The sequence below is a fragment of the Marinobacter sp. 3-2 genome, from assembly GCF_003751355.1.
GTDB classification, from domain to species: domain Bacteria; phylum Pseudomonadota; class Gammaproteobacteria; order Pseudomonadales; family Oleiphilaceae; genus Marinobacter; species Marinobacter adhaerens.
This window is the reverse complement of record NZ_RJUQ01000015.1, coordinates 187508-208757: the sequence shown is the minus strand read 5'-3', so window position 1 is coordinate 208757 and position 21250 is coordinate 187508. Positions and strand designations below refer to the sequence as shown.

General features: G+C 56.5%; 17 protein-coding genes. 13 read left to right on the top strand and 4 right to left on the bottom strand.

Annotated elements, in window-relative coordinates; all coding sequences use genetic code 11:
- Position 1 precedes the first annotated feature (1 nt).
- The 3 genes from EDB94_RS15125 to dinG are packed head-to-tail and all read left to right on the top strand — an operon-like array spanning position 2 to position 4658.
- Positions 2-1726 (top strand): AAA family ATPase, encoded by a 1725-nt coding sequence (locus tag EDB94_RS15125; protein WP_108018671.1) that lies wholly within the window; start codon positions 2-4, stop codon positions 1724-1726.
- A 2-nt stretch (positions 1727-1728) separates the two neighbouring features.
- A complete protein-coding gene (locus EDB94_RS15120) occupies positions 1729-2454 on the top strand; it encodes a general secretion pathway protein GspB (RefSeq protein ID WP_108018670.1) in 726 nt (241 codons plus the stop codon).
- Positions 2454-4658, top strand: a complete 2205-nt coding sequence (gene dinG / locus EDB94_RS15115; protein WP_108018669.1) for an ATP-dependent DNA helicase DinG — start codon at positions 2454-2456, stop codon at positions 4656-4658. Before EDB94_RS15120 ends, dinG begins: the two co-directional genes overlap by 1 nt.
- A 265-nt stretch (positions 4659-4923) precedes the next feature.
- On the opposite strand, the gene EDB94_RS15110 is transcribed toward dinG, so the two are convergent.
- Positions 4924-7644: a LuxR C-terminal-related transcriptional regulator gene (locus EDB94_RS15110; protein ID WP_108018668.1), complete on the bottom strand. Its 2721-nt coding sequence runs from the start codon at positions 7642-7644 to the stop codon at positions 4924-4926.
- A gap of 246 nt (positions 7645-7890) precedes the next feature.
- On the opposite strand from EDB94_RS15110, the gene cysB reads away from it, so the two are divergent.
- Entirely contained in the window at positions 7891-8868 is a 978-nt protein-coding gene (cysB, locus tag EDB94_RS15105; RefSeq protein ID WP_008171800.1) for an HTH-type transcriptional regulator CysB, read from the top strand.
- A gap of 27 nt (positions 8869-8895) precedes the next feature.
- Here cysB and EDB94_RS15100 read toward each other — a convergent pair whose 3' ends face one another.
- Positions 8896-9618, bottom strand: a complete 723-nt coding sequence (locus EDB94_RS15100) for a phosphoadenylyl-sulfate reductase (protein ID WP_014577210.1) — start codon at positions 9616-9618, stop codon at positions 8896-8898.
- 232 nt (positions 9619-9850) lie between these two features.
- Between EDB94_RS15100 and thrH the strand changes: the two genes are divergently transcribed.
- The gene (gene thrH, locus EDB94_RS15095; RefSeq protein ID WP_108018667.1) at positions 9851-10465 is read left to right on the top strand and encodes a bifunctional phosphoserine phosphatase/homoserine phosphotransferase ThrH; all 615 of its coding nucleotides are present in this window, start codon (positions 9851-9853) and stop codon (positions 10463-10465) included.
- Positions 10466-10530: 65 nt separating this feature from the next.
- Here thrH and pabB read toward each other — a convergent pair whose 3' ends face one another.
- Entirely contained in the window at positions 10531-11868 is a 1338-nt protein-coding gene (pabB, locus tag EDB94_RS15090; RefSeq protein ID WP_108018666.1) for an aminodeoxychorismate synthase component I, read from the bottom strand.
- Positions 11869-12104: 236 nt separating this feature from the next.
- Between pabB and EDB94_RS15085 the strand changes: the two genes are divergently transcribed.
- Complete coding sequence (locus EDB94_RS15085) at positions 12105-12656, top strand: hypothetical protein (protein ID WP_227510526.1); 552 nt, start codon at positions 12105-12107, stop codon at positions 12654-12656.
- Between the two features lie 159 nt (positions 12657-12815).
- Entirely contained in the window at positions 12816-13697 is an 882-nt protein-coding gene (locus EDB94_RS15080) for a DUF6160 family protein (protein WP_108018665.1), read from the top strand.
- Between the two features lie 277 nt (positions 13698-13974).
- Here EDB94_RS15080 and EDB94_RS15075 read toward each other — a convergent pair whose 3' ends face one another.
- On the bottom strand, positions 13975-14592 hold the full coding sequence (locus tag EDB94_RS15075) for a hypothetical protein (RefSeq protein ID WP_108018664.1): 618 nt from the start codon (positions 14590-14592) through the stop codon (positions 13975-13977).
- Positions 14593-14780: 188 nt separating this feature from the next.
- On the opposite strand from EDB94_RS15075, the gene EDB94_RS15070 reads away from it, so the two are divergent.
- The 6 genes from EDB94_RS15070 to EDB94_RS15045 all read left to right on the top strand — a co-directional run bounded on the left by EDB94_RS15070 (position 14781) and on the right by EDB94_RS15045 (position 21248).
- Positions 14781-15815: a DUF58 domain-containing protein gene (locus EDB94_RS15070; protein ID WP_108018663.1), complete on the top strand. Its 1035-nt coding sequence runs from the start codon at positions 14781-14783 to the stop codon at positions 15813-15815.
- Between the two features lie 5 nt (positions 15816-15820).
- Positions 15821-17887 carry a DUF3488 and transglutaminase-like domain-containing protein gene (locus EDB94_RS15065; RefSeq protein WP_260312611.1) on the top strand — a complete coding sequence of 689 codons (2067 nt, stop codon included), beginning with the start codon at positions 15821-15823 and terminating at the stop codon, positions 17885-17887.
- Positions 17880-18911, top strand: a complete 1032-nt coding sequence (locus tag EDB94_RS15060; RefSeq protein WP_108018661.1) for a DNA polymerase III subunit delta' — start codon at positions 17880-17882, stop codon at positions 18909-18911. Before EDB94_RS15065 ends, EDB94_RS15060 begins: the two co-directional genes overlap by 8 nt.
- A gap of 115 nt (positions 18912-19026) precedes the next feature.
- Positions 19027-19377 carry a PilZ domain-containing protein gene (locus tag EDB94_RS15055; RefSeq protein ID WP_008171779.1) on the top strand — a complete coding sequence of 117 codons (351 nt, stop codon included), beginning with the start codon at positions 19027-19029 and terminating at the stop codon, positions 19375-19377.
- Between the two features lie 13 nt (positions 19378-19390).
- A complete protein-coding gene (locus EDB94_RS15050) occupies positions 19391-20341 on the top strand; it encodes an alpha/beta fold hydrolase (protein WP_108018660.1) in 951 nt (316 codons plus the stop codon).
- On the top strand, positions 20334-21248 hold the full coding sequence (locus tag EDB94_RS15045; RefSeq protein ID WP_108018659.1) for a DUF4892 domain-containing protein: 915 nt from the start codon (positions 20334-20336) through the stop codon (positions 21246-21248). The genes EDB94_RS15050 and EDB94_RS15045 overlap by 8 nt, the downstream gene beginning before the upstream one ends.
- Positions 21249-21250 lie beyond the last annotated feature (2 nt).

Sequence of the window (21250 nt, the reverse complement as noted above, 5' to 3'; positions counted from 1 at the left end):
TATGTATTACGACTTTTTCGGCTTTCGCGAACCGCCGTTTTCCATTGCCCCGGACCCTCGTTATCTATATCTCAGCGATCGCCACAAGGAGGCCCTGGCGCACCTGATGTACGGAGTCCAGGGGCAGGGCGGTTTCATCGTGATCACTGGTGAGGTGGGAACAGGAAAAACAACGGTTTCCCGGTGTTTTATCGAGAATGTTCCCGATCATGTGGATATCGCACTGATCCTCAACCCGAGGCTCTCTGCGCGGGAGTTACTGTCCTCCATCTGCGATGAGCTGGAAATCCCCCACGATATCAGTGCCACCATCAAGGAACTGGTTGATCTGATTAACCGGGACTTGCTCAAGGCCCATGCAGCCGGGCGACACAAGGTTCTGATGATTGATGAGGCCCAGAACCTTTCGGCCGAGGTGCTGGAACAGTTAAGGCTGTTGACCAATCTTGAGACGGCAGAGAAGAAGCTGCTGCAGATTGTCCTGCTTGGCCAGCCTGAACTGCAGGAAATGCTGGCACTTCCGGAATTGAGACAGCTGAATCAGCGGGTCACAGCACGCTATCACCTGGACGCCATCGGTCGGGATGAGCTGGCGGCCTACCTGAAATACCGCCTCAGTGTTGCTGGCATGCGGGGTGATATCTTTTCGCAGCGGGCGGTGAATCGCCTCTATCGCGAGAGCCAGGGCATACCCCGCCTGATCAATTTGATCAGTGACCGCGCATTGTTGGGCGCCTATGCCGAGGGTGAGCATGAGATTACGCCCGAGCATATCCGCCAGGCGGCAAAAGAAGTACGTGGACAATCCCTTGGCCCCACGCCCTCGCGAGCGCGCCAGTCACCAGACAGAGCCCAGTACCTTATCGTTGCGGCTTCGATTCTGGTGGCCATCATCGGCACCGCCTGGCTTTTTGAGCGTTGGTCACCGGGCGGAGCGTTTCTCACCGATCCCTCCTCAGCAGAACCTTTGCAGGGAGCTGTTGAGCGAGTCGAGGAGCAGGAACAGAAACCATTGCAAGAGATCCAGGAAACCGGGTCTGGAGAGCCGTCAGCACCCGTTGAACTTGCCGTGCCGGGTCAGCTTCTAGATTCCGTGGAGGCTTTTCAGGTACTTTTCGGGATTTGGGGGCGTGAATATGAACCTTCGGAAGCGCCCGTTGCCTGCGACTGGGCCAACGAGGAGGGTCTTGGATGCCTGAGTCGTCAGGGTAGCCGCCGAAGCCTCGAGTTTCTGGATCGCCCGGCGATGCTTCAGTTGCAGGATGAGGCGGGTAACCGGGGGTTTGTCGTGCTCCGCCATCTGGATGGCGATACCGCAGATATCGCCTTGCCCTCCGGCAATCAGACTGTATTGTTTGCCAGTATCGAGCGCTATTGGTTCGGGGAGTATCGGGTTCTGTGGCGCCTTCCGGAATACCTGACGGGCGACGGCTTTTACAGCAATGGCGGGGGCGAGCAACTCTGGATTGGTGCGCGAATGATGGATCTGGCGGACCGTTTCAGTAATTCCCGTGCTGAAAGTGACCGGGTGAAACGGCTGGATTCCGAAGAGCAGGTTCGCTGGTATCAGTCATTGCGAGGGCTTACCGTCGATGGGATCGCCGGAGCCATGACGATTATCCAGATCAATAACGACCTGGAAGCTAACATTCCCCGTCTCAAGCCTCTGCAGTCCGAAGGTCGCCGGCAAGTTGAAGGTCGCCGGCAAGTTGAAGGTCGAGAGTAATTATGTCGTACATTCTTGACGCATTGCGGAAATCCGAAACTGAACGGAGGCAAGGTCGCGTACCGGACCTTGGTCAGCAGGTGCAGCTGATCCATCGCCCGAAGAAAAAGCGTTGGTCGCCGGCTGTCTGGGTGTCTCTTGCTCTCATGCTCAATGCCGGCGTCCTGGCCTTTGTCTTCTGGCCGGGAGCGCCGTTGCCCTGGGTTTCCGAGTCGCAATCCGACACATCTGCGGCCTCTGCCAGGATGAAAGCTCCTGAACCTGATGCGGTGTCGCCTGCGACAGAGCCAGCACCGACATTGGAAGATCCCGTTGCACAAACGGGGACCATCCCTGAGCCCGATGCGGGCGAGGCGACGCCAGCGCCGATCGCCTCGGAAACTTCCCCATCGGAAAGTGTGGAGCGGGCGACCGTTATCGTTCCCTCATCCGCAAATGCCGAAACTGCTGCACCAATGGTGCAGCCCGAGCAGGCAGGCAGAGTGCCACATCTGGTAGAGTTGCCGCTCTCATTTCAGAAGAGCGTTCCCGATTTGACCTTTAACAGCCATATCTACTCGTCATCCCCTGCATCGCGCCGGGTCATGATTAACGACACCTACTTGCGAGTGGGCGACGTCTTCGAAGGCCTGCGGGTAGACGACATAACGGAAGAAGGGGTGGTTCTGAGTCGTGACGGGCGCCGTTTTCGGGTTGGCGTTGTTCGGGACTGGGTGAGCCCTCGCTGATGGCGCTGACCGACGAGATCAAGCAATCGATCCAGCAGGGATATCGGGATGTGCTGGCAGGCAAGGATATTCGGGCGCGCTATGGGCAGCGCCTGATGATTGCGGAAATCGCCAGATACATGGGCGACATCACCGAGAACGATGGCCAGCGAACGTCCCCGGCCTCTGCCTGTGTGGTCGAAGCCGGGACCGGGACAGGCAAAACCCTGGCCTATCTGATCGCTGCCATCCCGGTGGCCAAAGCCCTCGGCAAAACCCTGGTTATCTCCACCGCAACCGTGGCCCTTCAGGACCAGATTGTGCTCAAAGATCTCCCGGACCTGAAAAAGCACAGCAAGATGGATTTCAACTGGACTCTGGCCAAAGGGCGGGGGCGCTACCTCTGCATGTCCCGGTTGGAAGCCCGACTGCACGATGAAGGCAATACCGACAGCGACACCATGCCCCTGTTCCTTTTGGATGGGCCGAAAAATGAAGAACCGGGCACCCGAGCCTTTTTCGAGGAAATGCTCGCCAGTTATGGCTCCCGCGAGTGGGACGGTGACCGGGACCACTGGCCGGAACAGATACCGGACGACGTCTGGCGACAGGTAACCACGGACCACCGGCAGTGCACCAACCGCCACTGCAGCTATTTCGACAGTTGCGCGTTTTTTGATGCCCGTAAAGACCTTGATGATGCCGATATCGTGGTGGCTAACCATGATCTGGTTCTTGCAGACCTTGCCCTGGGCGGCGGCGCCATTCTGCCGGAGCCGGAGAACGCCCTTTATATTTTCGATGAGGCTCATCACCTTCCGGACAAGGCCCTGAATCACTTTGCCGCGTCGCTGCCACTCAATGCTACCCGGCAATGGCTGAAGCAGCTTTCCCAGGCGCTTGTTAAAATGCAGCCTTATCTGGCAGCCGGCACCCAGGCCGCCAAGTCCCTGGATCGCATCAGTTCTGCGTCGAGAGAGGTAGACCTGGTCCTCAACCGGGTTTACGAAGAAGCCGAGCAGAATACCGGCTGGGAGTTCAACGAAGAGCGCCGGACGGCGCAGTGGCGTTATCCGGAAGGTGAATTGCCGGAGGCGATGGCCGAGCTTGCAGCCGAAAGCCGGATTTCTACCGCTAACATGGTCCGGCAACTGGGCGTTCTGGCGGACGAGTTGCAGGGCGCCTTTGATGAGCGCAAGGAGCATGAGATCGACCGGGAAACCGCCGAAGCCTGGTATCCGGTGATAGGCTCCTTTCACGCCCGGGCAGAGGACCAGTTGCGGCTCTGGACAGCCTGGTGCGACCCGGGCAATGCCAGTCCCTCCGTGGAAGCTGAAGCCAACAGCGAGACAGGTGATGAGCCTGAAGCCAGGCCGAAAACGCAGAAAAGCCCGCCCCCAGCCCGATGGGCAGTACGCCAGCGCTGGGATCACGCCGAAGACATCACTCTTTACAGTTCACCGGTACTGGCAGACAACCTGTTGTACTCCAGGCTTTGGTCTCGCGCTTACGGCGCCGTGCTCACCAGTGCCACCCTGACTGCACTTGGTCGATTCGATCGCCTGAACGCGCGGGCTGGATTGCCCCAGGGCAGCCGCTTCCTCGTGGTTCCCAGCTCTTTCCGTTACGGCGAAATGGCAACGGTGGAGGTGCCGGCGATGTCCGCCATGCCGACGGATGACGGCTTCACCGATGAGCTTGTAAAACGACTACCGGACCTCTGGGCAGGCGAGAAGGCGACACTGGTACTGTTTACGTCCCGTCGTCAAATGCAGCAAGTGCGAGACGCGCTGGCCCCGGATTACCCGGACCTGATTATCACCCAGGACGATATGGCCAAGGGCGAAGTGCTGAGGCAGCATTGCAGCAGGGTGGATGAAGGCCGGCCGAGTGTCCTGTTCGGCGTTGCCAGTTTTGCAGAGGGTATCGACCTTCCAGGCAAGTACTTGCACCACGTCGTGATTACCCGTTTGCCATTTTCGGTGCCGGATGATCCCATTGAGGCGAGCCTGGCCGAGTGGGTGACGCAGCGGGGCGGCAATCCGTTTATGGAAATCACCGTTCCGGACGCGTCCATCAAACTCGTCCAGGCGGTTGGTCGGCTGCTGCGGACCGAGCAGGATACTGGAAGAGTGACGATCCTGGATCGCCGCATTATTGCCCGCCGGTATGGTCAGCTGTTGCTGGATGCGTTGCCACCCTTCCGCCGGATCATCGAACACTGAATCCCACCAGAACCGTTCAGCCATAAAAAAAGAGCCAGCCCCTTTGGGGGTTGGCTCTCATCAAGGGGTTCTTTCGAACCCGGGCGTCGAAACAACGCGGAACAAGAAATCTGAAGGCCTGAAGTTTCAGAATTCCTAGTGAGGTTTCCCTCACCGTTGAAAATATAATAGGGGATTAGAGGGCGTAGCCGGATCGTCCAAAGGGCGTAGCGGGTTAAAGTTGTTGGTGCAAAGTGTGAGGTGCGTCACGTTTTTGGGCTCGAAATCAGCCTTGCAGCAACCCCAGTTCCCGGGCCCTGGCCAGAGCCTCGGTTCTGCGGCCCACGCCGAGCTTTCCATAAAGGTTGCGAATGTGGGCCTTCACCGTAGCCGGGGCAACGTCCATTTTTGCGGCAATTTCCTTGTTGGCGTGGCCCGCATGAATGAGCGCAAGCACTTCAAGTTCTCGCTGGCTGAGAGGTTCAGGCAGTGTTTCGGCGTTGAGTGTCGTACGACCGCGCTCACCAGAAATGGCACTAGGTTTTGCTTCAGAATGGCCCTCGCCGGACTGGCGTTGATCGAGAAGCATTTTCCTGACGCTAGCGTTCCAGCTTCCCGGTTCATCCAGTGCTGGCAAACCGAGGAGCAGGGCACGCAGATCCGGGCTTTCCTCCGCAAAGAGCCTCAAGAATCCGGCTTCGCTGGCCAGTTCTATCGCGCGGGTCAGCATTTGCTCCGATTCACCGGTCCGTTCCTGCTTCGCCAGGGCCTCGCCATAGACCAACAGAATTTCCACCAGGTGTCTGTTGTGGGCGTTGCGTTCAGCCGGTTGCAAAAGAGCGCTGAGTATTTCCTGGGCCCGCTCGGGCTGATCCAGTGCAACCAGCACTCGCGCCTCGCTAATACGGCTTTGTTCAAGATGAAGCGGATTGGTGAACTCGGTATCGGCTCGGGAACCCAGGCAGGCCCGGGCTTTTTCCGGATGGCCTGAAGCCAGGTAGCAGCGTGCCAGAAGGGCAGTGCTTGCCGGTGGCTCGAACACGATTTGCTCTCGCCGCTTGCGGGCGGTCTGGGATGCGTCTTCGAGCGCGTCAATCGCGTCCTGGAGCCTGCCTTCGCTGAAAGCCAGGTGACCACGCACGTACTGAATGATCACGTGCTGGCCCGGTTCGGTGCCCCGCTCAACATGTTCGAGCAACGGTTTCAGGTGCGTGGCTGCTAGCTGGGGGTGATTTCGTTCGCGATGAATCTCACAGAGTGTACTGTTCTGCCAGCATGAGATGAGTCTTGGCTGGGTTGGGTCCGCATAGTGTTTGTCCACCCATTGCCTTATCTCGGTGCAGGTTTCCAAAGCCAGATCGATATCGCCGCGATTGTACTGAATCCATGCCAGCAGGCCGCCACTAGAAAGAACCGTACTGGGTTTATGTTCGACCTGTCCGTAACGGACTGCCGATTGGAGCGCGTCTTCGGCTTCGGTGAGTTCACCCTTGCCGTAGTAATCCAGGCCCAGGCCGTAATAGGTCACCGACTTTAACGGTATGCGAGTGTGATCAATCTCCCTGAGCACCTGTCTTGTGAGATCTGCGGCGCTCTTGTCGTCACTCCGGGTGCGAGCCAGATAGGAGCGCATCAACGAGATCTCACTTTGCAGCCCGAGGGCCCCTTCGGCATCCGGATGGGAGTCCGCCACCTGCCGGTCCAGAAGATCCTCCAGGCCGGACAGCAGCGGCTCCAGACTATCCATTCGGTTGGCAAAGAACAGCCCCCAGATCCGGAGCATCTGGAGTTGCGGATTGTCGATGACAAGGTCCTGTGGCAGGGCATCAATCCAGTCCAGCACGGGGAGGTGATATCCGCCATGGATCAGGTTGTTGCCGTGCTCGGCGAGCACCTGGGCAAGCCGGGACCAGTCCTCCTGTCGGACGATCTGGGCAATGGCTTCCTGCACGTGGCCATGGGCCAATAACCAGTCCACCGTCCGGTGCCAGAGTCGCGCGGCCGAGTCAGGATCTTGGTGACTTACCCTGAGTTGCAGCGCATCCCGAAACAGGTCGTGATAGCGGAACCACTCGTTACGGGTATCCAGCGGGATCAGGAACAGATTCTGGCTGAGAAGTTTTTCAAGCAGCTCCTGGCTGTTATCGGACCCACGGATCGAATCACAGAGGGACGCACATAGCCGGGGGCAGCAGGCCGTTTCAAGCAGAAAGTCCGACAGCTCCCGGGGTTGCTGCTCAAGTACTTCGCTCAGCACATAATCGCTGATGTGGCGCTCATCCAGATTTATCTGGTTTCCACTCGTGCTGGCGTCCTTTCCGGACAATGCGGACAGCTGCATGGCAGCGACCCAGCCTTCGGTTTTGCGGTAAATCGCGTGGACATCTTCGTCGGCGATATCAAGGCCCATGGTGTCGTGAAAGAACTGACGGCATTCGTCTTCAGAAAAGGCCAACAGGCCAGGGTGGATGTTCTGGATCCACCGACGGACGCGCCAGCGGGCCAGGGGCAGTGGCGGTTCGGTTCTGGACGCCAGGATTATCAGAACACCCGGCGGAAGATAATCAATGAAATAGGCGAACTGCCTGTGGATGGCCGGGTTGCCAATGAAATGGAAATCGTCCAGCACCAGCGACCACGGGCTGTCATCATGAGCCAGTGTGTTGATCAGGCCGGTAATGGCTTCGGTAAACGTGTCATCTGAGTGGTGGGCCAGTTGTTTGCGCAAATCGGACGCGCCGGTCAGGCCGGCTTGCTCAAAAGCACCTATCAGGTACTGCCAGAATCGCCGGGGCTCATCATCGTGTTCATCCAGAGAGAGCCAGGCGGTAGGGGAGGAAACCCTTGAACACCATTGCGCAACCAGAGTGGTCTTGCCAAACCCGGCCGGCGCAATCACCAGATTAAGTCTTTTCGAAGCCCGGGACTCAAGCAAGGCACTCAGCCGCTCACGTTTAACCGCGCGCGAGTCTGACGTTGGCCGAAGAAACTTTGTGGTGAGCAGCATGGATTCCCTGAGAACTGGAGTGTTGATGTGCCCAGACAGGGCATTACGGATTGTGTCCTTTGTATTGGCCAAGTCAAGGGTTGGAGGGGCTTTTCATAGCCTCAGGGTTTTATCAGGGGCTGCGCAAATGCGATTTTGGTCTAAACTGTGTAAAAGCAGTTGCCTATATTAAAAAAGAATGAAAATCTGTATTTTTATGCGTATTCTTCAACAAGGTCCTTCGATCTCCAGGGAGCAGCAGATTCAATGAAACTACAACAGTTGCGCTATATCTGGGAAGTTGCGCATCACGACCTGAATGTCTCAGCAACCGCCCAGAGTCTGTTCACGTCCCAGCCGGGTATCTCCAAACAGATCCGCCTGCTGGAGGACGAGCTGGGGCTTGAAGTATTTGCCCGCAGCGGCAAGCATCTCACCAGAATCACACCGGGCGGCGAGATCATTATTCGCGAGGCCGGCGAAATCCTGCGGCGGGTTGAGGGCATCAAAAAGATTGCCCAGGAATTCAGTAACCAGCGAAAGGGTGATCTCAGCATCGCCACCACGCATACCCAGGCCCGTTATGCACTGCCCCCGATTATCAGTGGTTTTATAGAGGAGTACCCGGACGTCTCCCTGCATATGCATCAGGGGACGCCAATGCAGATCTCCGAAATGGCAGCCAGCGGGGCGGTCGATTTTGCCATTGCCACCGAGGGCATGGAGCTGTTTAACGACCTGATCATGATGCCATGCTACAAATGGAACCGGAGCGTCATCGTGCCGAAGGATCATCCACTGGCGAAACTGCCGGAACTGACACTTCCGGAGCTGGCAGAATACCCGCTCGTGACTTACGTGTTCGGCTTTACGGGGCGCTCGAAACTGGATGAGGCGTTCCAGTCCCAGGGACTGACACCGAAAGTGGTATTTACGGCAGCAGATGCAGACGTGATCAAGACCTACGTCAGGTTGGGGCTCGGTGTTGGAATTGTCGCGAGCATGGCATTCGATCCAAAAACGGACACCGACCTGGTTGCGCTCGACGCCCGCAAGCTTTTCCGTCCCAGCGTCACACGACTCGGGTTCCGAAAGGGGACTTTCCTACGGGGCTATATGTATGACTTCATTCACCGTTTCGCGCCCCATCTCACCAAAGAAAAGGTGGACGAGGCGGTTTCCCATCAGGGCAGCCGGTCTGAAATCGAAGAACTGTTCAAGGATGTCGAGCTGCCCACTCACTAAAAGGTGAATGGGCAAGAGACGCCCGGGTTATTCTCGGGCGATCAGGTTGCCGGCATGGAGGCCGCATTCTTTCTGGGTGGCTTCTTCCCACCACCAGCGGCCTTCACGTTCATGTTGACCAGGCAGGACAGGACGGGTGCAGGGCTGGCAGCCGATGCTGACAAAGCCTTTCTCATGCAGTTTGTTGTACGGCGCCTCGGACATACGGATGTAATCCCACACCTCTTTTGATGTCCAGTTTGCAAGTGGGTTGAACTTTACCAGTGTCTTTTCATTGGTCGAGAAGGCGGTATCTTCCTGGATAACCGGGACGTCATTGCGAGTTCCGGGGCTCTGGTCTTTCCGCTGTCCAGTGATCCAGGCGTCCACGGTCGCCAGCTTGCGGCGCAGCGGGTTGACCTTGCGAATGCCGCAACACTCACCGTGCCCATCTTCATAGAAGCTGAACAGGCCCTTTTTGTTCACCAGATCCTGAACTTCGTGAGCATCCGGAAACAGAACTTCGATCTCGATGCCGTAATGCTTGCGAACTCGCTCTACAAAATCGTAGGTTTCCGGATGCAGACGGCCTGTATCCAGAGTGAAAACCTTCAGGTTGTCGGTCAGCTTGTGCGCCATTTCAATCAACACGACATCTTCTGCGCCACTGAAAGAGATGGCGATGTTATCGTATTGTTGCAGCGCAGCTTTGAGAATCGAACGGGGGCTCTGGCCTTCGAGCTCTTCCCGCAGGGTTTGAATATCGGTCATAGCCCGGCATTGCCTTCTATGGATGTGCAAGGGTATCTAACTGACCGAAAAGGCTACCATTAAATGCCTCATACCCTGAAGGAATGACGATCTATATGGTTATTCCGCGTTAAAAAGCGCGGGTTTACACTTCCACGATGCAATCCTGGCCGGTTTTTCTTATCATACGCACCGAATATAGGCAGGCGGATTGACCGTCCTGGCCCTTTACCAATCAAAGCAGGAGATCGTTGTGGAACTGGCATGCCTTGACCTTGAAGGAGTATTGATCCCGGAGATCTGGATCGCGTTCGCCGAAAAGACCGGCATTGAAGAGCTCAAGGCGACCACCCGCGATATTCCGGATTATGACGTGCTGATGAAGCAGCGCCTCAAGCTGCTGGACCAGCACGGCTATGGCCTTCCGCAAATCCAGGAAGTGATTGGCGAGCTGGACCCGCTGCCCGGCGCCCGGGAGTTTCTGGATTGGCTGCGCGAGCGTTTTCAGGTTGTGATTCTGTCCGACACCTTCTACGAATTCGCCATGCCCCTGATGAAGAAGCTGGGTTATCCGGCACTGCTTTGTCACAAGCTGGAAGTTGCAGGCGACGGCCAGATCACCAACTACCTGCTGCGCCAGCGCGACCCCAAGCGACAGTCGGTGAGGGCATTCCAGTTGCTGAATTACCGCGTGATTGCTGCCGGTGATTCCTACAACGACACCACCATGCTGGGGCAGGCCGAAGCCGGTATTCTTTTCCACGCTCCGAAGAACGTAATCGACGAGTTCCCGCAGTTCCCTGCAGTGCATAACTTCGAGGATCTGAGGCAGGAGTTTCTCAAGGCCAGCGAGATCCATAACCCCTGATTGGAAGACTGAAATTGGGGTCAGAAGAACGCTCTCTTCTGCCCCCATGTTCACCCGAACTCACTTCAGTCGATCACCAACTCTTCCAGAAACCGCATTAAAGAGCCGACTTTTGCGAGCGTCTCCTGATATTCAGCCTCGGGATCTGAGTCCGCAACAATACCGCCACCACCCCAGCACCGAATGGTGCCCTCGCCATCACACAGCATGGTTCGAATCGCAATATTGCTGTCCAGCGTGCCATCCAGTCCGCGATAGAAAATCGAGCCGCAGTAGGGACCGCGCCAGTGGGGCTCCAGCTCCCGGATGATTTCCATTGCTCGGACCTTGGGCGCACCCGTAATGGAACCACCCGGGAATGCGTCAAACAGGGCCTTCATCGGCGTAACACCGTCGGCAAGTTCCGCGCGAATGTGGCTGACGAGGTGATGAACGTTCTTGTAGGACTCAAGAGCAAAGAGTTTGTCGACTTTCACACTACCGGGTTTCGCGTTCAGGCCCAGATCATTGCGGAGAAGATCGACGATCATCAGGTTCTCGGCAAGGTCCTTTTCGGAGCCTTCCAGTTCAGAGGCATAGGCCAGATCGGTTTCCGGTGTTCTGCCTCTCGGCCTGGTGCCCTTGATCGGGCTGGTGGTTACGGTGCGATCGTGTATCTCGAGAAAACGTTCGGGGGAGACCGAGATAATCGATGCTTCGCCTGATCGGATAAAACCGCTGTAGGGAGTAGGGTTAGCATCCGAAAGCGCCTGGAATGCTCGCCAGGGATCCCCTACGAAACGGCCTGAGAATTCCTGGGACAGATTCGCCTGATAACAATCACCGGCTTCGATGTATTGGCGAACCCTTTCTACGCTCGTCCTGAAGGCAACCGGTGTTTGCCTGGGCTGAAATCCGCAAACCATAGACCATCCAGTGGTGGCGGGTTCGTCCGTGGCCAGCCACTGGTCCAGTAAATCACGCGTCCCATCAGGGCAGTCCGGATGAATCCAAAGCCAATATTGATCTGTTCTTCGATTATGAGTGGCAGTCCAAAGATAGAATCCTGCAGACATTAGGGGGACATCCAGAGATGGGCAGAGCTCTCTGAGACGGTTTTCCCTGACATACCCGAGCTCATAGCCCAGGAAGCCAATCCACCCTCCGGACAGGCATTCCGGATTGGGTTCCTGTTCGATCTGGAACTGGTGGACGAGGCTTTCCATGTTCTGGGCAAGCTGATCGGAGCAGAAATCTTCAGGCACAGGGTGTTGGAGTACTTCGGTGGCAATGGCGCTGGCAGAAAATCCGCTGAAAACTCCCCGGGCCGGGCCGTTTCCGACGCTTCCGATATAGGCGAAATCCGTTTCCCGACACGCATGGCTGAGCAGGCGATGGTAGCCCTCATCGGTGAGTTCACGCATGTTTGCCGGGTTCAAGGTTCCTCCGGATTCTTCGAGAAATGATAAACAGCACACAAAACGGGCGTTGTGGCGTTTGCTGAGCCGCTGCTCTAATGAGGGGCTGTTTCAGTTGGGCGCCAATTTGGGCGCTGGTCAATATTCTAACTGAGTTTGGCGACCATTCTTAATACAAAAATAAATCAGAAGTTTGCTGTCATGAGTTGATGGCGAACGTTGAATGAGATGGGAGAAAGCTAATGAAAAATACTTCTACGGCAGTGCGAGCCACAATGTTTCTGATCTTTCTGATTCTGCCTTTGGGAGAGTTGTATGCGCAGAGCGGAGGTGCCACCGAGGATGAGGTCAAGCAGATGGTGCAGAAACAGTTCGAGCGAATGTATCAAAAAGGTGTCGAGAACCTTTCAGACCGAATCGTAGTGTCCGGTGGCGTAAAGCCGTTCGCTGTGGTTACAGATACCGGCGACAAGACCAAGGCGATCCGTATCAAGCAAGCCGAAGAGATGCCTGCCGATGTTGCTCTTGAAGTGCTGCGTCGTTCTCTAATCGCCTTGGTGAAAAAAGGAAAGATTGGTGCAACAGCCATTTTCTACACGGCTGACAATCCTAATAAAGAGGCTAACGCCGAGAAGGTTCTTGTCGTTGAAATGGAACATATTTTTGGGCCGACGCTGGCGCAGCTCGTGCCGTTCACAATAAAAGACGGCAAAGCACGTTTTGGTGACCAAGTTGTCGTGGACATGGAGAAGCAGATTTTCAATATCAAGGTTGATGAAGAGGCAGCGGAATAACGATCGGGTGTCGGACAATCTAATTATTGGTTACTGTGAAGGTGTTCACGGAACATTTTGTTACCTCTGACGTACTCTGTAGCCGTGCAGATACAAAAGTAAACCAAACAGTCTGCATGCAAGGAAATAAAAACAATTTGTTCCGTAAAGGAGAACGTTATGAAAGGCCTGAAGAAACTCGCATTGGCAACTGCCGTTGCTGCAGCTCCGTTTGCAGCTAACGCTGACCTTAAGGCACTGGATGACAGTGCTATGGGCAACGTTACCGGTCAGGCTGGTGTAACCATCGAACTCGAAACTGAAGTGAGCATCGGTGAGTTCCGGTACACCGACGAAGGTTACCTCTCAGTCAACGACATCTTCATTGGTGGCGGCGCAGTTGAGCGTGACGCTGACGGCAATGTGACAGGCGTCGACGGCTTGCTTGATGAGCTGTTGATCGACATTGATATCGCCGCTGATGGTGACGCAGTCATTGATGTTCACTCATTGGAAGTCGATGGCAACGGCAATCCAGTCCCAATCGACTTTGCAGTCGCAGTTGGCTCTGCATCCCTGAACGCAAGCGATGGCAGCGGTAACAGTACTTTGCTGGCAAGCAATATTGGCATTGAGGGTGATCTGGGGCTGCTTAACATCCGTGTTGATACTGCTACAGACAACCTGATCATGAACGTTGGATTCAACGTTTCTGACATGGATATGGACGTAGATTTCCTTGGCGTTAATGTCCGCGATCTGAGCGTTTACGGCGCCCAGTTCTATGAACAGGTTGAACTTAACGGACAGCCGACTGATGCGGCGGGACTCTTCGCTTCAGCTCAGATCACAGTGGGCAAAGGGACGTCCGTTGCTACAGGTGGCGATGCGCTCGAAATCAGCGTTCCTCAGTTTGTGGCTGATATCGGCGTAGGAGCTGTTGAAATCGGCGGACAGTCTATCGGTTCATTCCGCATGGACAACCTTGCCGTTACCAACACTACTATGAGGGTTTACGGCCATGCCGATCCCGTTGGTGGTGGTACAGTTAACCAGCCGTAAAGTTGGTTAGCAGGTTTCACTAAACGCTTTGCTCGACATTGCGTGTATTGAAAACCGACAACAAACCCCCGTCATTATGACGGGGGTTTGTTGTTTTTGGTGCGTCTAGACTAAGGAAAGCTCCGCAGTCATTATTTAGAGTGCGGCGTAAGCAGTTATAGAATGCGACCCCTTACCAGGTGTATCAAACACGTTCTTACGCGTGAGCAATTTAAGACATCGGAGAGTGTAGTTGCGACTCTAGTTCCGGATTCGTTGCCAACCCAAAACGCTAAAACTATCTATCCGGCACCGCAATAGAAAGATCAAACCCTCCACCAGGCCTCGGCGTCAAAGTAATGGGTCCTTCGTTAATGGCCTGCGGAACCTGTATCTGATCAATACCCGGCGGATTGCCAATACTGAAGTTCAGATTCTGGCCATCAAAGCCAATGCCCAGTTGATCGTTCAAAAACGTCTGCGTAAAAGGCTCTTCCGGAATCTGTGCCTGCTGCCCAAAGATGATTGGTGGAATCGTTGGGGTAAACTCCGCTGGCGGCTGTGCCCGCGCGATTTCTTCCTGGGGCAGCAGCAGGGCGCGCCGGAGGAATTCATCCTCTGCGTTTTCCAGAGCATCGGTCTTACCCTCGTCAACGTATCTTTGCAGGGCTTCCCGGTATGCTTCCTCTTCAGCTTCAGTCAGTACCGGTTCGCCGGGGGATATGGTGAGGGAGCGCAGGATACGTTGGCGGTCGGATTCGGATTTCTTCCGTTCTTTGGGTACAACGATTACGGCGGAATCTTTCACATAGGTTTCCACCATCTCGTCCGAGGTCATGGTCTGAACGCCACCAAAGGCAGGTAATGCAACAACCAGACCGCTGATGGCGGTGGTGAGCAGGTGTCGGCGTTTCATAATCTGGCCTCTTTTGTTTAAAAAATACGCTCCCTTGGACGAGTATTCGGTTTGTCAGACAGGAATTCAAGCCAGATGATCCGGGATTGTGATCAGAATCTTTGATTTTTCGGTACTGTTACTAATCAACGCAAAATCGTGGTCGAATACCATGAACTTTTTGGGCATCGCAGGGCCTCAGTTTTACTATGAAAAATCCGTTCAGAAATCGCTTTCGTCGCTGGATTAACCGACGGATTCCGAGGTCCGATGTCCAGAGCTTCAGTCAGAAGAACATATTCATCCTGCCTACTGGTGCGGGGCTCGTGTTCGGGATGTTGCTCGTCATCATGCTTCTCACCGGCATCAATTATCAGAACAGCCTGATTTATCTGAGTACCTTTCTGCTTGGGGCGGTCTTTGTTGGCGCGATGCATCAAACCCATCGAAATCTGTCCGGCCTGGAGCTCACGCTGGTTCAGCCGGGAGAGGGCTTTGCCGGTGATGATATTCCGTTTCGATTCCGCCTGAAGGCAGGGCGAGATGACGCCATTGCCATCCTGCTTTCCTGCGAAGAGTCCGGCCTGGCCCCGGTTCACGTCCACTCGGGTCGTTCCCAGGATGTCACGCTTCCGGTTCATTCCGCTCATCGGGGGTATTTGCGGCCCGATCGGGTACGGATTGAAACGCGTTTTCCGTTCGGCCTCCTCAAGGCCTGGTCGTGGGTTCGGCCGGTATCCGCCGGTCTGGTATTCCCAAGGCCGGTTCCAGCTCCTGAGGCGTTCAGCACGGTAGAGGATGGTGAAGAGTCAGCAGAAGCACGATCCGTTGAAGGCAATGACCATGCGGATATCCGACCCTGGCGGGAAGGTGATCTCAGCCAGCGGGTGCTCTGGAAGCGGTTCGCACGAACCGGGCAAATGGTGGTGGCAGACTGGGAGGGTGAGCAGGGCAGTCCCTATTGGCTGGATTTCAACGCATACCCTGGCGCAGACCATGAGTTGCGGTTGAGTTACCTGGCGTTTCTGATTAATGAACGGGGCAAAAGCGGTGTGCGTTTCGGGTTGAATCTTCCCGGACAGATCATTGAGCCTGATTCGGGGCCGGCACACGCAGCACGGTGCCTGCGAGCATTGGCGACCTGGGGTGAGGAACGGCCGCGGGATACCATGGCCGAGCCCCATGGAACGCGCAGGAATCCGATAGGAAACTCACCGCAGTATGCAGGGGAGGGGCAGGCTTGAGTTTCCTGGACCGCCTTAGAGGCGCCCAATCGGAAGAAGCGACAGCGACCAATCTGCCTTCGAGAGCCTTGCTCTGGCTGATTGCCAGTTTTGCGTTGCTGCTGTCGCCCCAGTGGGACCGGTTACCGCTCTGGCTGATTGCGGCCTGCGCAGTGTTGGCCGCCTGGCGCTGGTTGGCGCAATACGGAAAGGTAAGGCTCCCTGGCCGCCTGTTGCGCACGGGCATTATGCTGGTGCTGATCGGCGTCTATGTTGCAACAGTACAGGGGAGGTTCACGGTAGATACCGCAGCTTCGTTCTTCGTGCTGGCGGTAGGTCTCAAGTGGCTGGAGACCCGTTCGGTCAGGGACTTCTACGTTCTTTTTTTCATTCTTGTCTATCTGGCCTCGGTAAATTTCCTGTTTCATCAGGAGATTCTATGGGCACTGGTCAACTTCACCGGCATAGCGCTGCTGCTGGTCGGGCTGCAAGTACTGAACGCACCGGAACTGCCCGGTGGCATGACTTCAGGCTGGCGCAGGCTGGGTGGAATGTTCCTCAAGACACTGCCAATCGTCGTTCTTTTATTCGTGTTTTTCCCGCGGATGTCGCCGCTGTGGAGTGTGCCGCTGGTGTCCGGTGAGGCCCGGACCGGGATCAGCGACACCATGAGGCCAGGGGATATTTCCAACCTTGCCCAGAGCAGTGAGAGGGCGTTCCGGGTAACCTTTGGCGGCGAGATGCCCGCCTACAGGGACAGATACTGGCGAGGGCTTATTCTCGACTACCTGGATGGAGAAACCTGGCGCCAGGGTCAACAAGAACCATTTCGGGCCCTGGGACGCGTAGCGGTTGATGGTGGCATAGGAGAGCTTGAGCCAAACCAGTATGACGTGTTGTTGGAACCTACGGATCAGCGCTGGGCATTTGCCCTGGAAGGTTCCCGTGCGGTATCGGATAACGTGTTCGAAGACAGCGCGGATCTTTTCCGTTTCCGGCGGCCGGCTGACAGCCCAGTGCGTTACAGGCTCGCACTCGAGAGCGAGGCCTCTGTTGCCGAAACACAAAACGCTGTGGAACTGCGCCGCTATCTGCAACTGCCGCAGGAAGGCAACCCCAGAGCGCGCGACTTTGCAAGGGAACTTCGCCGCACGATGGACGACGAACAGGTCGTTCGTACCCTGTTGCAGCGTTTTCGAGAACAGGAGTACTTTTACACTCTCAGACCTCCTGCCATGCCTGAAGACGGCATCGATTCCCTGCTTTTCGACGAGAAGCGCGGTTTTTGCGCCCACTATGCTGGCGCAACCACCTTCGTGTTGCGCGCTGCCGGTATTCCCTCGCGCGTTGTCGTCGGCTACCAGGGGGGCGAAAACGGGGCGGGAGGCGATTACCTGATTGTGCGTCAGTATGATGCCCATGCCTGGGTTGAGGCCTACATTGACGGCCGCGGATGGGTGAGGATCGATCCGACGGCCGCCATTGCACCGGATAGGATTGAGTCAGGCCTGAGAGACGCGGTGGCAGAGGAGGGATCCTTCCTGGAAAACAACTGGACCTCGCCCCAGCGTTATGCGGATGTGGCCCTGGTGCAATGGGCGAGTCTTCAGCTGGATCGCATCAACTACCAGTGGCAGCGCTGGGTCGTCGGCTATCAGGGCCAGAGCCAGATGGATCTGATGTCCAGGTTGCCCGGTGGTTTCGGCATGCGCGAATTGGGTTACATGACGGCGGGTATCGTTGGTGCCGGATTGCTAATTGCTGGACTCATTTCCGCGTTGCAAATGCGCCGTGGAGAAAGGCGGGACGCGTTCCGGAGGGTGGTGGATACGTGGCACCGTCTGTGCGCGAGTGCAGGCGTGCCTGTCCGTCATGGTGAAACGCCGTCGGTTCTTGCATCAAGGCTGGCAAAAGCTGAACCGGCTGCAGGGGATTCTGCCAGGCTTTTTGCCCGGATGGTGAACAGCCATTACTATAGCGCTGGTAAAGACGACGAGGGCGTTGAGCAGTTGAAGCGAATGCGCCGCTTGCTTGCAACCATGAAGCGCCAACTGCGCAGATCCGGAACCCGCACAGGAAGGTCCAGTGACTGATATTGCCCAAGATATGCCCTGGCTGCGCCGTGCCTGGCAAACGGTTCAGAGCCGGGTCGCAGAAGACCGACTCCCACACGCTCTTATACTTGTTGGAGAGTGTGGTGTGGGTAAGCGGGCCTGGGCAGAGGCTGTCGGCGGGCTGCTGCTTTGCGATCAGCCATTGGGCCGGGAAGCGGGCCAGCCAATTGCCTGTGGCCGCTGTAAACAATGTGAACTTCTGGCAGCCGCCAGCCACCCGGATATCCGGATTTATGCGCCGGAAAAGTCCCGTATGGTCAAGGTGGATCAGGTCAGGGCTCTTTCCTCGTTTGCGGTGGCGTCTCCGCAGGTTGCCCACCATAAGGTGGCGATTATTGACAGGGCGGATCAGTTGAACATCAATGCGGCGAACGCATTGCTCAAAACCCTTGAAGAGCCGCTGCCCGACGTGACCTTGATTCTGTTGCAGGAGAGCGGTCGTCCGGTGTTGCCTACCATCCGGTCCCGGTGCCAGACATTTACGGTTCCGGTGCCCGGCAACAGCGAAGCCAACCACTGGCTCGCCAGTCGTGTAAAGAATCTTCCCGAAGATGCACAACCGTCTGCAGATGTTCTGGCCAAAGCTTTGATGCTGGCGGGTAATGCACCCAGATTGGCACTGGACTATGCAACAGGTGATTTCATCGGTTTGCGGGACACAGCCCTAGACCGCTTCAAGGATTTCATGAAATCCAGGATTCCGGTCGGTGAGGCCGCCAGGGCGTTCAAGTCCATGGGCCTGGAGGATACGCTTTGGTTGTTCGAAACCTGGGCGGCTGATCTGGCACGCTTGATAGTGGGGGGCAGTGCTCGGGACGCCGATGCCGCCGATATGCTCGGATTTCTGGCAAAAACGACACCCGGCTGGCGGGCCCATGAGTTGCTCGATATGGTAAAGGAATCACGCGCGGCGGGTGTCTACAACGCCAGCCCCGAGCTGGAAGCCAGTCGTCTTCTGATCGCCTGGCAAAAGCTGATGCCGGTGAAACGCCCGGCGGCCTAGCGGATATCCCGGCAGAATTGCGTCTTTGGGGGCAACAACTGCTATGATTCCGGAATGAAAGGGATTTTCGGATCCCGATAACCGTTCAAAACGATCTAAGAGAAAGGTGTCAGTTATGGGGCCAGGTTTTGGTGCGCGCAGTGGCATACTCACCCTGACAATCAAGGATAAAGCAGTGCTCTACGCGGCATATATGCCGTATATCCGCCAGGGTGGTCTGTTTATCCCGACCCAGAAACAGTATCAGCTGGGCGACGAAGTCTTTCTGCTTCTCAACCTCATGGACGAGCCTGAAAAAATTCCGGTCGCCGGCAAGGTAATCTGGATAACGCCCAAAGGTGCCCAGGGCAACCGCGCGGCGGGTATAGGTGTCCAGTTCAACGGTGATGATGAAACCGCCCGAACCAAGATTGAATCCTACCTGGCAGGCTCGCTGAGCTCCGATCGCCCCACCCATACAATGTGAAGGCGGAGCCTGGATGAGCGACATGTCGTTTCCCACGGACACCCCCGGAAACCAGGTGAAGGACGGGAGCATTGAAAACCCCGCCCGGTCGTTCCGCGAGTCCGATTGGAAACTCCGGCACATCACCCTGGCCGGTCTTAGCTGGCCTGCCGCTACTGATGCCCACGATAATACACCGATCATAATGCTGCATGGCTGGCTCGATAACAGCCTCACCTTTGTGAAGCTCGCACCGGAGCTGGCGCGACTCGGGCCCGTCTACGCGCTGGACTTTGCCGGGCATGGCCATTCCGGGCACCGCCCAGAGGGGCAGAGTTACCTCTTGATGGACTATGTGGCGGATCTGGCCGAGCTGGTTGAACGTTATTTCCAGGAAACACCGGATGGCAGGATCAACCTGGTCGGGCACTCGCTTGGGGGGATTGTCGGAGCGCTCTACGCGGCCGCCTTTCCGGAGCGAATTCGAAACCTGGTGATGATCGACAGCCTGGGCGCATTGAGCCGTCCGGTTAAGGAAACCATTCCCCAGCTCCGGAAAGCTGTGAAAAAACGCATTGCCGGCTCTGGCCGCCAGGTTGTCTATCCGGATATCGCCACGGCCGCCAAAGCCCGGGAGGGCGGGCTGAGTCCGCTCAGCCCCGAGGCCGCGCTGACGCTCATTCCGCGCAACATGAAACCCGAGGGAGAGGGCTACGTCTGGCAGACCGACCCCAGGTTACGGCACCCGTCTCCATTGATGATGACCGAAGAGCAGGTGCTGGCTTCGCTGTCTGCTATCGAAACCCGAGTACTTTTTGTCAGAGCCGATGCAGGACTTCTTTCGTACAGAAAGGATCTGGATAAACGCGCTGACGCTATCGCCAACCTCCAGATCGTTAACGTGCCGGGAGGTCACCATTGCCATCTGGATGGCGAGACCGGGCCGGCTGCAACAGCCATCAGACAATTCCTGGAAAATGAGTAATCGCTTGCTGAAAATACTGTTCACACGTTTCTTGGTTCCGATCCTCGGATTATTGGCACTGTCTTCCGGTGTGCAGTCTGCTCCGGAGGATATGCCCGAGGCCTATCAACAGTCGACGCTTGAAGATACGGTATCGATTCAGTCATCAGGACACCTGGTATTGTTCAGCCCCGTGCGGGAAGTCAATAACGAGATTCGCTCCGAAACCCTGGCCCGCTTGCCCGTGACCGGGGAAGGGCGTCTGTACCGGATTGCCCGAGACTCAAGTCGCGAGGAAGCGCGGGACCACTACCTCGCTCTATTGCGCGAGAGAAACGCCCAGATTCTGTTCGAGTGCTCCAGTATCCGCTGTGGAAGAAGCAACGTATGGGCGAACCAGATCTTTAATCAGGCGGTTCTCTATGGCCGTGATGCAACCCAGGATTATCTGGTGGCGGGCACCGTTGCCGAGGACGGCGCGCGTTGGCTGACCCTCATTTACACGGTGACTCGCGGCAACCTTCGGGAGTATGTGTGGGTGGAGCACCTGCGGGTCGAATCCGGCGCGACCATTCCCGGCTTTGGCACCATGGCCAACCGCGTTGAAGGGCCGATTATTGTTCCCTGGCAAGGCGGTGTAACCTACCGGTTCGACTGGCAGGCAACGGATCGTAGGCGGGTGAATGATCTGGCCCGTGAAGAGGGTACGGTGGTTGCACTGGTGGGCTATTCTGTATTGGAGACTGATGAGTCCTTCAGTGATGCGATGGAGCGTGCCCGCCTGGCTACCGAATCGTTGTCGGAGGTCCTGTCCAAAACGGGTGTCTCCCGGGCTCAACAGAAGATAATCGTTGTGGGGCCGGCAGGTGTCTTCAGTGATCCAGACAGGCAGGGCGACCGGGTAGAAGTGGTGGTGATCTCGAGGTAATG